General features: G+C 38.9%; 17 protein-coding genes. 7 read left to right on the forward strand and 10 right to left on the reverse strand.

Features of this window, described 5'->3' with window-relative positions; all coding sequences use genetic code 11:
- Positions 1–228: 228 nt before the first annotated feature.
- From BOD01S_RS10730 to BOD01S_RS10750, 5 genes are all read right to left on the reverse strand, one after another.
- The gene (locus BOD01S_RS10730) at positions 229–513 is read right to left on the reverse strand and encodes a hypothetical protein (protein WP_036154048.1); all 285 of its coding nucleotides are present in this window, start codon (positions 511–513) and stop codon (positions 229–231) included.
- A 175-nt stretch (positions 514–688) separates the two neighbouring features.
- Positions 689–862, reverse strand: a complete 174-nt coding sequence (locus tag BOD01S_RS23700) for a hypothetical protein (protein ID WP_233153140.1) — start codon at positions 860–862, stop codon at positions 689–691.
- Positions 863–1,506: 644 nt separating this feature from the next.
- On the reverse strand, positions 1,507–1,815 hold the full coding sequence (locus BOD01S_RS10740) for a hypothetical protein (RefSeq protein ID WP_036154046.1): 309 nt from the start codon (positions 1,813–1,815) through the stop codon (positions 1,507–1,509).
- A gap of 46 nt (positions 1,816–1,861) precedes the next feature.
- Entirely contained in the window at positions 1,862–2,257 is a 396-nt protein-coding gene (locus BOD01S_RS10745) for a DUF6508 domain-containing protein (RefSeq protein ID WP_052124817.1), read from the reverse strand.
- A gap of 183 nt (positions 2,258–2,440) precedes the next feature.
- Complete coding sequence (locus tag BOD01S_RS10750; RefSeq protein WP_036154044.1) at positions 2,441–3,427, reverse strand: YhdH/YhfP family quinone oxidoreductase; 987 nt, start codon at positions 3,425–3,427, stop codon at positions 2,441–2,443.
- A 103-nt stretch (positions 3,428–3,530) separates the two neighbouring features.
- Here BOD01S_RS10750 and BOD01S_RS10755 point away from each other — a divergent pair, with 103 nt between their 5' ends.
- Positions 3,531–3,953: a MarR family winged helix-turn-helix transcriptional regulator gene (locus tag BOD01S_RS10755; protein ID WP_036154042.1), complete on the forward strand. Its 423-nt coding sequence runs from the start codon at positions 3,531–3,533 to the stop codon at positions 3,951–3,953.
- Between the two features lie 370 nt (positions 3,954–4,323).
- On the opposite strand, the gene fabZ is transcribed toward BOD01S_RS10755, so the two are convergent.
- On the reverse strand, positions 4,324–4,761 hold the full coding sequence (gene fabZ, locus BOD01S_RS10760) for a 3-hydroxyacyl-ACP dehydratase FabZ (protein WP_036154040.1): 438 nt from the start codon (positions 4,759–4,761) through the stop codon (positions 4,324–4,326).
- Between the two features lie 494 nt (positions 4,762–5,255).
- On the opposite strand from fabZ, the gene BOD01S_RS10765 reads away from it, so the two are divergent.
- The 3 genes from BOD01S_RS10765 (at position 5,256) to BOD01S_RS10775 (ending at position 7,414) form a co-directional block, all read left to right on the forward strand.
- A complete protein-coding gene (locus BOD01S_RS10765; RefSeq protein WP_036154038.1) occupies positions 5,256–5,600 on the forward strand; it encodes a DUF2500 domain-containing protein in 345 nt (114 codons plus the stop codon).
- A gap of 336 nt (positions 5,601–5,936) precedes the next feature.
- Positions 5,937–6,347 carry a hypothetical protein gene (locus tag BOD01S_RS10770; RefSeq protein ID WP_036154035.1) on the forward strand — a complete coding sequence of 137 codons (411 nt, stop codon included), beginning with the start codon at positions 5,937–5,939 and terminating at the stop codon, positions 6,345–6,347.
- Positions 6,348–7,051: 704 nt separating this feature from the next.
- Entirely contained in the window at positions 7,052–7,414 is a 363-nt protein-coding gene (locus tag BOD01S_RS10775; RefSeq protein ID WP_036154033.1) for a hypothetical protein, read from the forward strand.
- A 229-nt stretch (positions 7,415–7,643) separates the two neighbouring features.
- Here BOD01S_RS10775 and BOD01S_RS10780 read toward each other — a convergent pair whose 3' ends face one another.
- Together BOD01S_RS10780 and BOD01S_RS10785 are read right to left on the reverse strand one after the other, a co-directional pair.
- On the reverse strand, positions 7,644–9,041 hold the full coding sequence (locus tag BOD01S_RS10780) for an amidase (protein ID WP_036154031.1): 1,398 nt from the start codon (positions 9,039–9,041) through the stop codon (positions 7,644–7,646).
- The gene (locus BOD01S_RS10785) at positions 9,034–9,225 is read right to left on the reverse strand and encodes a hypothetical protein (protein WP_036154030.1); all 192 of its coding nucleotides are present in this window, start codon (positions 9,223–9,225) and stop codon (positions 9,034–9,036) included. Before BOD01S_RS10785 ends, BOD01S_RS10780 begins: the two co-directional genes overlap by 8 nt.
- Positions 9,226–9,692: 467 nt before the next feature.
- Between BOD01S_RS10785 and BOD01S_RS10790 the strand changes: the two genes are divergently transcribed.
- Entirely contained in the window at positions 9,693–10,460 is a 768-nt protein-coding gene (locus BOD01S_RS10790; protein WP_036154028.1) for a hypothetical protein, read from the forward strand.
- Positions 10,461–10,560: 100 nt separating this feature from the next.
- The gene (locus BOD01S_RS10795) at positions 10,561–12,027 is read left to right on the forward strand and encodes a hypothetical protein (RefSeq protein ID WP_036154026.1); all 1,467 of its coding nucleotides are present in this window, start codon (positions 10,561–10,563) and stop codon (positions 12,025–12,027) included.
- A gap of 90 nt (positions 12,028–12,117) precedes the next feature.
- On the opposite strand, the gene BOD01S_RS10800 is transcribed toward BOD01S_RS10795, so the two are convergent.
- Together BOD01S_RS10800 and BOD01S_RS10805 are read right to left on the reverse strand one after the other, a co-directional pair.
- Positions 12,118–13,176: a hypothetical protein gene (locus tag BOD01S_RS10800; protein ID WP_052124816.1), complete on the reverse strand. Its 1,059-nt coding sequence runs from the start codon at positions 13,174–13,176 to the stop codon at positions 12,118–12,120.
- The gene (locus BOD01S_RS10805; protein WP_081977934.1) at positions 13,169–13,750 is read right to left on the reverse strand and encodes an RNA polymerase sigma factor; all 582 of its coding nucleotides are present in this window, start codon (positions 13,748–13,750) and stop codon (positions 13,169–13,171) included. The genes BOD01S_RS10800 and BOD01S_RS10805 overlap by 8 nt, the downstream gene beginning before the upstream one ends.
- A 110-nt stretch (positions 13,751–13,860) precedes the next feature.
- On the opposite strand from BOD01S_RS10805, the gene BOD01S_RS10810 reads away from it, so the two are divergent.
- Positions 13,861–14,592 (forward strand): TspO/MBR family protein, encoded by a 732-nt coding sequence (locus BOD01S_RS10810; protein ID WP_036154024.1) that lies wholly within the window; start codon positions 13,861–13,863, stop codon positions 14,590–14,592.
- Positions 14,593–14,693: the final 101 nt, after the last annotated feature.

Genomic DNA, 14,693 nt, shown 5'->3' on the forward strand with positions numbered 1-14,693 from the left:
CCCGTTGTTAATCCTATAGAAATTCTCTTTTTCATAAAGTAGTCATCTCCCTCCATATAAATTTATTTTGCTCGAATTTTAGCATACACTTCTTCCCAATATAATCCAACTAAAGCACAGCGCTTATTCAACAACTGCACCAGTTAGGTGAAGTATAACTTTCCTAAAGCGAGATTTAGGGACGTTTTTTGCCTTACATTATAAAGCCATATGAATCGCCATAAGAAATTATTTTTTATTTTTTAATTCTAAAAGTACAGGTGCTATATTTAGTATAATAGAAACAATTGTCAAAAACCAAAACGCCCTTGCCATACCAGGTACTACATCTGATAAAGCAGCCCAATCTTCTACTTTTACCCACCTATTTAAATAACTGTAATCCGCACAAATTGTTAGTGCTGTAAATGATAACCCCATTGCCATTGCAAGCCTATAATCTTTACCTGTTGCATACATAAAAAGATTTATAAAAGTTGCTACTATTGCGATAAGACCTAATATTATCCACATAATGATGCCCCCATTGAACTTTCAATTTCCCCTATAGACATAAAATGGAATGACAAAATTCCCTAACCGTTGTTTGGGAATGTTTATTAAGTTTGTTTTGTATACTTTATAAATCCTTGTTTCGCTAAAGTACCCGTTAATTTAAGGCTATTTGTATCCTCTTAGAACTTCACTGTTAGTATTTCTCAACCTTTATTTTTATTTTTATTTTTTCTTCGCTAACTGTTTCTGATTCTGAGACATTCTTAATAGAATCTTCAACTATTTGTTGAATCAACGTATCATCAATTTTTGCATCCTTCGGGAAACCTACTGAAACTGTTAATTCATCAGTACCACCATCTATCATTGTTGCTAGTGAATCACTTTCAAGTTCTGTTTGCTCTGTAATAGATGTTATTATTTCATTATGTAATTCAGATATTAAATTTGATATCCCATCATCCCCCCCCCGTTTGTCCGAGAAAATACTATTTCCTGCTCGCTTTCTAATACCTCGGTTGTATTACATCCAACTAACAAGATTGAACAAAATACAATTCCTGAAAATATAGCTTTTCTTAACACTTCTAAATTCCCCTTTCAAAAGTAAATTGCACATCCCACCAACACTTCTCTATACGTAATTCTGACGTTATATATTGGTTATAGTTCCAAATTTTATAAAGTCTCTCTTGAAATTCACTTGATGTTCTGTCCAGAAAAAAGTGCCTAAACCATCGTTTGTGGAACAAGAAAATGTCTTGCCTATCTACACAGGAATCTGATTAAACTTTTTTATAAACGATCAGACTTTATCATAAATTATCGAACTTTATTTCAAAGCCACAGCAATCTGTAATTACCCGATGAAGGTAACTATCTTCTCGGCCAACATACGTAAAGTTTGTCTGAATTCCAGAAAAATGTAAAAATTATTTTCTCAAAAAAAGAGAGTGTCTCTCCGTCTTTTCACGACTAAGTTACACTCTCTCTGGGGACATTTTATAATAATCAGACAAATCCATCTTCAGGTTCACCAACCTCAAATCCTACTACTTTTGTCGCCTCTACTTTAAAACTTTCTATCCAAGAACTCCAATCACTATTACTCATCTGGGCATAAAATGATAATCCACTTGGTTCTACTGAGGCCATGATAAAAACATCTTCATCTTCCTGCCCGAACCAATGGGGAATTCCATTTTTATATCCTATCCAGCCCGGCATACTTTCATATATTTTCGTTACTTTACCCCACACTTCATCAGGCAAGTAATACCATATATTTAGATTACATGTTTGAGCGTTTATGTCACTCATTTGTATCCCCCCTTTTAGCCTGAAGATATGAAAAAATGTAAAGTTACTACTTATCCATTAATTCCTTCAGTCTTGTTAGTATTTTAGTTACATGACCGTTTAGGATGACTCCTTCAAATAGTCCTTCAGTAAAACGATCGCCGCGTATATAGCTTGTCGTCAACTTTCGAAGGGTATCTAAATCTGCTTTCGTTACATGTTCTTCTATATTGTTTGCTATGTTCTTATAAATTTCATTTTGATCCAGCCAGCTCTTCCAATCAAATACAAGGAGAAATCCTGTATTGTATAGTTCTTCGTAGAATTCCATAATTTCTTCACATTCAAGCATATCTCTTTTTTCTTCTTCACTCATCAATGCATCTACTCTTTGGAAAAAATCGAGAAATCCGACCAGCCTATTTAGCTCTTCGAATTTTATTTCTGAAATATGTGAGATCATATTCACCCCAATGGCGGTTTATTTCCCTAAAGTTGCTTTTTGTTCTATCTGGATGATTTCCCAGGGCGCGGCTCCAACGAAATGGTTTCGGGGATAGACCCGAAACCATTTGTTTTTTTAAGCACGGGCTCATCCTCAACTTACGTACGATGAAGAGCCTAAATAAGGATTATCAATGGAACACTAGAATTTTATAATTGTTCTACCTAGATGCTGGCCGTTTTTCACTGCTTCAATTGTCTCCGGTACTTCCTGAAGAGCAATTTCTTTCGTTAATGCTGTATCGCTGATATTCCATTCGTCAGCTATTTTTGTCCAAATAGGTGAACGCTTTTCGATCGGCACATTCACTGAATCAATTCCCAGTAAGTTTACACCTCTCAAAATAAATGGCAGTACATTTGTCGGTAACTGAACGCCGCCAGCATTCCCGCACATTGACATGCTGCCGCCGTAGTGAATTTGAGGTATGAGGGCTGCCGCAACATTACCGCCTACCGTGTCTAGAACATAATGATATTTAGCTTTACTTAATGGCTTTGGACGGTCCTCTAGGTCAGTAGAAAAAACAACTTCTGTTGCGCCTAATGATTTTGCGGCCTCTACCTGATAGTCTTTGCGTACTAAAGCCGCAATATTTTTGTAGCCGATTTTAGATAAAATTTGCAAAGCAACGCTTCCTACACCGCCCGTTGAACCAGTCACTAAAATGTGCGGGTCACTTTCGACGGACATACCGTTCTTCTGTAGCGCCATAATGGATAACGCTGCTGTGAAACCTGCAGTTCCAAAGATCATCGCATCCTTTAACGTAAGGCCATCCGGTAACGGAACGATCCATTCAGCAGGAATCCTTGCATACTCAGCAAATCCGCCGGTATGGCTTACCCCTGTACCAAAACCTGTAACAAGCACCTGCTGCCCTTCTGAATACTGCTCGTTAGAAGAACTTACAACCGTACCGCTTATATCAATACCCGGAATCATCGGATAATCCCTAATAACACCGCCATTTGCTTGAACAGCAAGCATATCTTTAAAGTTAACAGAGGAATACGAAACCTTAATTAACACTTCCCCTTCCGATAAGTCAGCAAGAGACACATCTTCCAGCTGATACGATACTTCTTCGTTTTCTTTTCTCACAACAATTGCTTTAAATGATTCCATGTTACCCCTCCTAATTTCCTTTTCAAAATATTTCTGTAACAAAAATATTTGTATCACGAAACTACCATGTTAATATAGTATTGTCAATATGGAGGTGGAATAGTTGAATTTGAATGAATGTATTAATTTTTTGCTGAGTGTGTCCCAGCACAAGGTGTATAAATATTTTAAAGGTTATTTGGAGGAATTTGAAATTACCCCTGCCCAATACGGTGTTTTAAATTGCCTATGGGCAGAAGGCAAGGTTTCACCGAAAAGAATCGGAGAGCTGCTTTACCTGGAAGCTCCTACTGTATCAGGCATTCTCGATAAAATGCAAAAAATGAACTTAATTGACAGGGAGATTGATCCTAATAACCGCCGGAATGTTTTAGTGACGAGCACAGAAAAAGCAAATGAACTGCGGGATGTCATCCAAGCGGCAAGCAGCGACATGAATAAAAACGTGCTTCAGGAGCTCGATGATCAAGAGATAGAAGCTTTGAAAAAAGGATTATCCAAAATAATCGGAACTGAATTATCTTAGTAGATGTAGTATAGCGTTACGGGGGATATCTTGGATAAGAGCCAAGAAAAGGCTGGCCTCAATCGGTAATGCAGCTATAGTCTAAAAAGCAGTCAATCTACTTACTTTAAATAAATCTACAGCTTATTAAGCCTTATAGGAGCTGGCTCATAGCAAAATAAGTCCCGTTTTATGCAAGCGGGACTGGTTTTGTAGGGGCTGTCCCTATAAAACGGTAAGGTCAAACACATACGTTATATACCCTTGGTCCCACTCTGCAATTACCTCATAGTCGTTTAAAAATCCTTCTTTCACTAACGAAGCAGATTGGTTCAACACGAAGTAGAAATAATAAAGCTATAGAAAATAGATTGAAGATGATAACAAATTTTTAGGCTTCTTCATTATTATAAAGAGCGAATGTAACTTCCGCTTCACAAGCAACTTCTCCATCTACTGTAGCAACAGCATTTGCTTTTGCGATTAATCCACGAACTCGCGTCATTTCTACTTCTAAACGTAATTGATCGCCAGGGTGGACTTGTTTCTTGAACCGGCAGCGGTCAATTCCTGCAAATAACCCAAGCTTTCCTCGATTTTCATCTTTCATCAGCATAATAACTGCACTTAATTGTGCTAGCGCTTCGACAATAAGAACGCCCGGCATTACCGGATAATCTGGAAAGTGACCATTAAAGAACTCTTCATTAGCGGTAACATTTTTAATTCCGACTGCGCGTTTTCCTTCCTCTACTTCAAGAACGCGATCAACTAGTAAAAATGGATAACGATGTGGAATAATTTCTTTAATTTGTTGAGTATTGAACATAAATACTTCTCCTTTATACTTTCACCTCAGGCATTTAATTCTCTTTATTAGTACCTGGTACTTATATTAAACCATAAAAGCAAGCACTAAAATAGCGAAGAGAGCAAAAAAATCTGCGGAAAGTAAAAATTACATTCATCGGTGAAAACTTATATTCAACAAGAAGCACGATTGGACAGCGGCGCGAGTAAAAAATTATCAAACTTTATTCTAAAGCTACATATAATATAGGATTGAAAGAAACTTCCGTTGATTGTAAAAAAGATGCGAAGTTTAAAATAAAGTCGCGAATTTTTTTATTTCAGAATCGGGCCATATTGTTTAATAACCCATCGACTGTAACATAGATGAATATGTTGATTTAGGAAAAAAGTAAAGTTCGAACCCTGTGCACGAGGGACAGAAGTAATTCTCTTTTTATGCAAAAATCACAGTATTTATTGAAACTCTTCCAGTAATAGGAACGTATAGAAATAAAGAAAGGAAGTGTCCATATGTTTTTTGATGATACGATGTTTACACTTGTTCCGATATTTATTGGCATAATGTTTATTATTGTTTTTGGTTTAATAATTTTAGGCATACTATCGAGTATTAAGCAGGGCATTAAAAATAACAATTCTCCCCTTCTTACGGTTCCAGCAGAAATTGCTTCCAAACGGATTCACGTTCAAGGTGACCATTCGCGCACTACATATTATGTAACGTTTGAGGTACAAAGTGGCGATCGAATGGAATTAAATGTTGAGGGCAAGGAGTATGGAATGCTAGTTGAGAAAGATCTTGGTCTATTATCATTTCAAGGTACACGTTATATCTCCTTTGAACGCCAAAAATAAGCAGCAACGCTTTGCAACCGCTGTACTATTTTAGCCACTAAACGAGGCGTGCTGAATAATCGAAAAAGTAATCTGGAGTAAAATTAAGTTGGAAACGATCGGTGGAAAATAAAATGATAGCTTGTCTGTCGAGAACGGGTATTGAAAATTCTTTTTAAGCCAACGAAGATAGTTGTTAAATATAAGAATACCGAAGTAGTTGATGAACTAATTTAATCTAGTAATAATACGTAAGCAACTCATAAGTTAACTTTTCACAATCGGACGCTTTTCTTAAAGGAGGAGAGTGTCTTTCTTCATGAACATGACCATAGATATAAAAGGGAGGATAATATATTGATAAAGCGACTAGGGATTGTTTTATTTTCTTTTTTGCTGTTAAGTGGATGCAATGGCAGTGACATTAAAAGAAGCACAGAATTAGAAAAAGAGTTCCACTCGGCTATTAATACGGTATCTGATAATAGGGACAGCGAAGTATATATAAAGACCCTTGCAAATTTTAAATGGGACAAGGCATTTTTAATTAATCCCTATACTTCGCAGGAAGAGATAGAAAAACAAATAAGCGTTACATTCAAAGACCCAAGTAATATTAATTCGAGAGATGATATTTATTTATTGATATTCTTACATCAAGGCAAAGTAATTCAGTATGCAGAAATAGATCGTTTAAAATCCTCCTTGTCCTTAGGTGAAAAAGCGTATCTTACTCCCTCTGATGATGTAATTTACATAGAAAGATAAGAATTAGTATTCAGCACTTGGGTATGATTGTGGAGCAATACTCTTAGGGAATGATTAAATTTTACTCCAATCCTACAGATGATTGAATATAGATAATAAAGTAGGTTACTTTACAGTAGGATCATTTGAAAATAATAAAGTTATTTAGAAATTCTTATACAACAAATAGGCAGGTTAGCATCGGATACAAAGTCGACTTATAAAACCATGCTTTCGCCTATTCAATTCCCCTTCCGCTGTCAAGCATAGCTAAAGCATCTCTGCATAAAGAATCAAGCTCTACTTTTTTGGATGCCAAGATCTTTAACAATCCTAATAAGTCATATCCGCTATGTTCTTTTCTTACCAAGGACGTTTTTCCTCATTTTCCTTTCTTCCAATAAGGCAGTTGATTACGAGCTGCAATTAATGGTAGGATTTTCTTGTACATACAGCGTAACTAACCTCTCTTTTGAGAATAAAAGTCCCTTGCAATTTAAATACTATAGCAGGATTTTTCACTATATCTTTCTACCACCAAAATGCCTAAAAACCATCATCTTAGACCTTAAAGCTAATTTTGGAAAACGCCGTTAAATTCTATAGAGTACCAATATAAGAAAGAGCAGGTTTTTCGCTGCATTCATAACCTTACATCTAAAAATCTTGTTTTCCACATAATTTTATTGACGCTCAAAGCAAGATGACAAAACGGAGGAAATTTGATGAATTTTACTTTTTCTGAAACATACCAGTCCTATGTCAGCGAGGGACCAATACAGTTTCGTATACCAAAACATTTATTTAACGAACAATTTATCGAACAAGCAGAGGTCATCGCCCAATTATATGAACAAAAATTAAATGAGTTGGCAACGTTCTGCCTTGCAGATGCTCATTTTTCCAGATGTTACCCAGGCCAAACAGTCCAATCCATAATTGAACAACTAGGAAACCCTATTATTTCCATTGACGAAGCTGGTGGAGTGCTAACCTATACGCAGCATATACTAGATATGGATCATATTATAGATATCGAATTCATTGGAGCATTAGAGAGTTTCTTCTCTGTCTTTATTGACGGTTAATACCCCATACTCCAAACTCAAGATCATCTCTGCTTCTATCTGGGGAAGACTTGTTATGTTTATTCTCTCGCTTGTAAGAATGCCTACATTCACCCTCTAGCCTTTTTTCTTTAACATTGGAAGGATAAAATAATGTTTTCTCTTTCATTATTTTTATCATGCATCTTCAAAAAAGCAAGAGGCCTTTTATCCGAAGGCTTCTTGCTTTTATCATTATGCATTTATCAATTTAATCCGTTTCATCCATCATATAACTCAACGGCTTAGTACTTTCCCACGCAGCCCCTATTTGCAGCAGCTGCTTTTCGGAAAGATGTCTGCCCATAAACTGCATTGCAGCAGGCAGCCCGTTTGAACATAATCCGATTGGTACAGAAAGACTTGGGATACCAGTTAAGTTAGCCGGCACCGCAAATGGCAGACACCGTGCCGTAACCCCGAGATTTTGCTCAGCCCAGTTTTTACCGATTGCCGGTGCTGTAATCGGAATAGTCGGGCCGAGAATGATATCTACTTCATCAAAGGCTTTTTGGAATGCTTTTACGAGCTTTCTGCGGGCTTGCTGTGCTTTCATGTATTGCGTAGCACTTGTCAATGTCCCGGATAATAGAAGCGCCCGGGTATCTTGGGCATAAGCTGCTGATTGCATCTGCAACGGCTCATAGTTGGCAGCGGCAGCCTCCCCTGCTGAAATGACAAAACCGGAAAACGTGGACATTGATAATTCAGGGATGACCAATTCCTTTATTTCTACCCCCATCGTTTGAAGTGTAGAGACAGCCTTATTAAAGAGCTTTTCTACTTCCGGTTCCAGCCCTTCCCGATAATACGTTGGAATACCAATTTTGATTCCGTTAATTCCTTTATTCAAATCAGCCGTATAGTCCGGAACGGCTGCCTTCAGGCTGGCAGGATCATTGGGGTCATAGCCTGCCATATATTGAAGCATTAATGCGATATCAGAAGCCGAACGTGCAAGAGGACCGGCGTGATCAAGCGACCATGCTGTTGGGAGAATGCCATACGTACTAATAAGTCCGTAAGTAGGCTTCAATCCGTATACACCACTCATTGCAGCAGGTATGCGGTTGGAACCCCATGTATCAGTGCCCGTAGTCAGTGTGGCCATCCCGGCTGCTAATGCCGCCCCACTCCCGCCGCTTGACCCGCCAGGCATATGTTCTGTATTCCATGGATTTTTTGTCGTCCCAAAAAGCTGGTTAGTACCAGTCGACCCGGCACCAAGCTCGTTCATATTCAGCTTGCCTATGATAATACCACCTGCTGCTTGCAGTTTATCGACTGATGGGGCCGTCTGCTCCGGGATGAAGTCCCGAAACAGTTTGGAGCCACCCGTTGTCCGTATCCCCTTTGTTTGATAATTGTCCTTTATCCCAATCGGAATTCCGTGCAGCAGTCCTTTATACTCGCCCTGCATGATGGCGGTTTCAGCTTCTTGTGCCTGTTTCCCCGCTGATTCATTCAGCGTTGTAATATATGCATTAATCGATGGATCCATTTTCTCGATACGTTCCAATACTTGCTTCATCAGCTCTACAGGCGACAGCTGCTTCGTTTGGAGTAACGGTGCCAGCTCCGTAGCGGTTAAGAAGGCAATATCAGTCATTTGCCAGCACCTCCTTGTCTACAACGATAATCGGCTTTTCTTTATATAAATCAGGAAAATCCGTTAGAGAGGTTTGGGCTTGTTTCACTATAGCCAGAATGCCTTGAGTATAAAGGATATCTGTTTCATCAACAGGAAACCCTTGTAGTTCTAGTAATTTCTTTATACTTTTTTCTTCCATCATGATCATTCCTCCTCATCACATTATTTCATTCGATTAAAACAAGGATGGATGCTTGCTCTTTAGCTGGCCCTTCCTGGATATTTAACGAGCCTGTTTAAAAAGAATCGGACTCAAGACCTTGGCAATACAATTTTTCCAACGACTGCTTACGAGAGTAGTACTATACGAATTGTGTAACGATCAAGGACAGTTCATACCTTCAGATGAAGATGCTTCCCCTTATATCCGTTTACAATGAACTGACCATCACCTCCGCTCTTCATTTGCTCATCCACCCTATACCCTCCTGCAGACAGATTAGTATTCAGAGTTTCTAAGAAATTCTATTCAAAAATGATAAAAACCCACAATTTCCTTTCATAAAAACGAGCATTCCACTTCATATTTATCACCGCTACACTATTTTGCTGTATAATTTAGGAAAGTGTATATTAAAATCGAGAAGAAACTCGGAAGGAGGAATACAATTGGATTCAGGTGATAGTGTTCACTTTTTTCTCATTGGTTTTGGTATAGTAATCGGGATTATTATCATCAGCTTTATTTTACGAAAACGAAAAAAGGTAGCTATTACATTGTCACTGGCACTTTTAGCAGGCTATGTTGGTTACTATGCCTACTTCCCTACTATGCAAGAAAACACACATGCCGAGCGTTATCGACTACTCGAGGCTTACCTGAGTAAAACATATCCGGAAAAACAGCTCGTAATCTCCCCAAAGCACTACGAGGCTGGAGATAGAGTCGGTGAGTTTAATGTGAATGATATTACAACCCCCACAATAGGTGTTGTATTACGTGTTGATGAGGAAGGACAGGTTTCGCAAATCGCGACTTGGTCAAACGTTAATTATCCAGCACAGCAAGAGGTATGGCAGGATCTTGCATTCTCATATGGCGGAGCGTATTCATTAGATAAAGAGATGCCTGACATAACGAAGGAAGATATGTGGGTTGACGGCGAGATGTCGGTATTTGCATTAACGATCAATGGGGCGCCTTCGATAGCGGTTTATCATTATTCAAACGAGGGATACGGATTAGTGGAATTAACAGAAGGAAACAGCGGAGAATTTGTGACTGCCGAAGCTGATGGTCGTCTGTTCATTTATATTGATAAAAACTATAAGAAAGAAACAATAACTGTGTATTCGGAATCCGGTCAGCAGCGTATACTTCCCACCCCAGAACTAAAAGGACAATTGCTTGTTGGGGAACTTGACTCTTTCATGTAAAGCATCAATATTATTAGCAATTATTATTTTGTATTTTCACTAGAATTTCAGTAAACTTATAATAGTTTTCCTACAAACTATAAGTGGAGGGATTTTTTAGATGAAGAGAGTCTTACTGGCATTGATTGCTATTTTCGTTTTTTCAGTCCAAGAGGATGCTGAGGCAAAGGTCATCTGGGACGGCGGAGAAATAGTGGAAGGCCAAAATGGAAAAATGACATTTAAAAAAGATGTCAAAGTGTATAAACAGCTGCCGAACGGACAGTATGAATCACTGGTTGTAAAGCGCAATACCTATTTCCGCGTGTATAAAATCGAATACTCTTACAATAAAACATATTATTGGATGAGCTCAGGCTACCGCGTGCAGGCAACGGATTTAGTGATCTTTAAAGAAATTCCCAATGAGGTAAGGGAACAAGTAATGACGGATTACTATTATTATGTCTCGAATCCAAACGGGGCTGAATTCCGTACAAGACGTTCTGACACATTAGGTACGGTTGTCAAAAAAGTAGACACTGGCTATTCTTTCTTCGGTCCCGCTGTGAATAACGGCTATATTACACAATCGTTCTTTGAAATGATCCAGTGTTACGAGGAAGAGTGCCAGCCCCAGGAAAAGATAACGAATGGCTTTATCAATGCAAAAAATGTTAAACAGGCAGAGAAAACCGCTGCTCCTTATAAAGCTGGTTCCTATTTAGTACTGACACAGGATGCGCGTATGTATGCCAACCCGATCACAAAAGAATACCAAAAGGATTATTCATTCAGCTCTACTTACTTTGATAAACAAACAGTAAGTATATTACCGAAAGGAACGGTCGTCCAAACGAGCGGAAAATTGGTTGGAGGACTGCTGCAAGTAGGAGACTCTCCCTATTATTATCAATCTGCCTATATCGATTTAAAGAATGTCGCTCCATTGCCAAAGCCGACAACGCAATATTTGCAGTATGGTCAAGACCTTTCTGATGCAAATACTGGATGGGATTATGTCTCGATTGCTGGACTAGGCGGTTCATACGTTCCGCGAAACGAAGCTGTACAAGTATATGCTACTAATGGCATCAAGTCATTCGTATCGTACAAAGGCAAGTATGGATTTGTTCCTTCAAAAGCACTTTCCAGTAAAAAAGCAAATGTACCGTCCATTACGGGTACAATTGCACCGAAAAGTGATTTAACCGTCACCTATCATAACCTGCATTTTACGCCATCCATGGATCAGCCAACCGTCTTAACAAGCAATGATGGAAAATCATGGTTAGCTGCGGATGGAAACGGATTTTTTTATGAGGAAACGGACAACTATTTCCGCTTCAAACATCATATCACGCACCCTGGCTATACTTCGGACTATGGCTGGTACACAATTCAAAAGCCTATTAAAGAAGGAAGTAAAATTGATTCCTACGGTAAAGTACTGACAATTTTTGATACGTACAAGACACCTGCCGGGACTTTTAAAAATGTATTTTTAACAGATATGGGCTACTATATCGCACCAGGATACGGGGTTATCCAGTTCTGGGACAGCGCGTATGCGACGGAAATAAAATAATGATTTTAAGGCACATTAGCATTTTCAAATGTGCCTTTCTATATGAGCTTGCTGTTATGAAAGAAATGGCTTACCATTCCTGCGGTTGTTTTATTGCATCGGCAAAAACGAAACCTGCCAAATGCCATCATTATTCTTTCTTAATTGAAAACCAGCCAGGGCTTCTGCACCCTCTTGGATAAAGGAAATATAACCTTCATTTGCGGATGTTTGAACAAACTTCCCTGCCGATACTTCATAAAAGAGCATCTTTGCTTCCTCTATCGACTGTTGAAAGAAAGGCGAAAATTTCAAATGTTCCTCTAAGCTCCAGGCAATATAATCCGCTTCATCCGTATAAAAGGCATAGGTCAGCTCCTTATCACCTTCCATTTCCGAAAGGAAATAGAGACGGGCAATACTTATCGGCCCCAATGCAGCCAAGTCGATGTTGTTTTTCGATTGCTTAAATGCCGAGTAAGCAGCCAATTCTTCAGAAGATAGATTCAAATCTTGAATAAGCTGTTCAAAATCGACTTTTTTAACACTCAGATGATTCAATGTGTACCAGCTGTAATATTGGGTGTTTCTTTCTCCTCCCGTTTCATAGGTGATTTTTAGAGCCATATTTTTGATAGGCTCAAATGCATCGCCTAATACAAATTCAAAAACAATGCGGTTATCCACATTTGGCTGGAAGCTCATTTCGGATAGCTCCCGGTACTCGCCAATATCCTTACCCGTATAAAGCCCTGCTTTCTTTGAAGAATCCGCACCATACGCTTGCAGAGCAATGTGGTCTTTTTCATACTGTAAGGGATTTCGGGCAGCATCTACAAGCTCTACCGATTGAATAACCGCTTCTTCTTTCCCCCCCCAAAACAGCTTTGCGACAAGGAAATGCGACTTTCGGCTTTCAAATGGGTTAAATCCAAATTCACTTATAGAAAATCCCGTTTCCCCGCTTATAGATTGTTCATTTTCAAATGGCTGAGCAATTAAAAATACAAGCAATGCAGCGATTAATGACACACAGGCAGCCGCAATATATGGGATAGATCGTTTTTGCCTGAATGGAGCCGGTTTTCTTAACTGCTGCCGAACTCCGTTCATTACTTCTCTCTCTGCTTCTTCAAGGTTTTGCAGTTTCTTCATGCGGTAGTTATTCATGCATAAGCACCTCCCATACATGCTGGTGTAGCTGTTCTTTCAGCTTTTTTCTCGCTGCTTGCAGCCGTGTTTTGACCGTGCTTTCCGGGATTTGTAAAATAGCCGCAATCTCTCTGGTCGTTAATTCCTCAAGATAATAATAAACAATGACCTCCCGCAGTTTAATTTTCAAATTAAGTATTGCTTCATCTAATATTTCCTTTTCCTCTTGTTCAATCAGTTCGTCTTTACGATGAATCAACGGTTCCTGACCAAAAGACCGCTGCAGCACCAGCTTCCGGTAATTCCAGCTTCGCAAGTAATCCATACAGCGGTTCTTCATCATTGTTGATAAGTAAGCTTTTATATTCCCCTGCTCGATGTAATCGGAGTAATATAATTTAATAAATACGTCCTGTACAAAATCTTTCGAACGATCAATATCTTTCGTATAGTAATAACCGATCCGAATTAAGTATTGTGTGAATTCATTCATTATGTGCTCCAGCTGCTGCTCATTCAAGACATCCCCTCCTCCTATCCCTATAACGAAGCTGCCGATGAAATGGACGGTTTTTCTCTTACTATTTTTCATCACTATTCATATTCTTTATGTAAAAAGCGAACCGTCGCCGTTTTTAACCTCCGAATAACCGTGTCAGAAACAGGGTATAGCCTACTATTACAACAAAGGAGATGCTTGAAATGAAACAATGGATCGTCATGTTCATCGCCTATGTCTTTATGGTTTCGGTCAACGCGATGGCCAGTATGCTGCCGATTAACGACCAGACAACTGGAGAAATCTCGGACCGGCTGGATGTTCCTTTCACACCGGCAGGCTATGTCTTCTCCATATGGGGTCTTATTTATATTCTACTAGCTATCTGGCTTATACTAGTCTTTAAGAAACGCCATAACAGCAGAGCTGTCCCTGGGAAAATAGGCGCTTTATTTGTCCTTAGCTGTATACTAAATGCTTTATGGCTGTTTTCCTTCCACTATGAGCAATTCATTTTATCCACCATCGTTATGATTGCGCTGCTTCTTTCCTTGATTGCTATTCACCAGTCCTATCCAAAAAGTGACAGCCGTTTTGGCGGCCGGCTTCCTTTTTCGTTTTATCTGGGCTGGATTTCCGTTGCGACAATCGCGAATATCAATTACACATTAAAATTCCATGATATATCGCTTCCTATCGGAGAATTGGAAGGAACAATCGGACTAGTCGTTATTGCAGCAATACTTGGCATTGCCGGCCGCTATCTTTCCGATGATCCTTTTTATGCCCTCGTCTTTGTCTGGGCCCTTATTGGTATCGGTGTCGCAAACAGTGGAATAACCCTTGCTACTGCGTCTTATATCAGCGCAATTCTTGTTTTCATTGCGATCATCGCTATTTCATTCGTGCGCAATAAAAAAACGTCGTATGCTTAATTGATTGACGCTTTGAAGAGAGAGTTGATTGCCCTCTATTTTACACCAAATAAAATGAATCCATTTTGAAAAAGACTGTTCAAAATGGATTCTTCTTTAGC

Source organism: Lysinibacillus odysseyi 34hs-1 = NBRC 100172 (assembly GCF_001591965.1).
In the GTDB taxonomy this organism is placed as follows: Bacteria; Bacillota; Bacilli; order Bacillales_A; family Planococcaceae; genus Lysinibacillus_B; species Lysinibacillus_B odysseyi.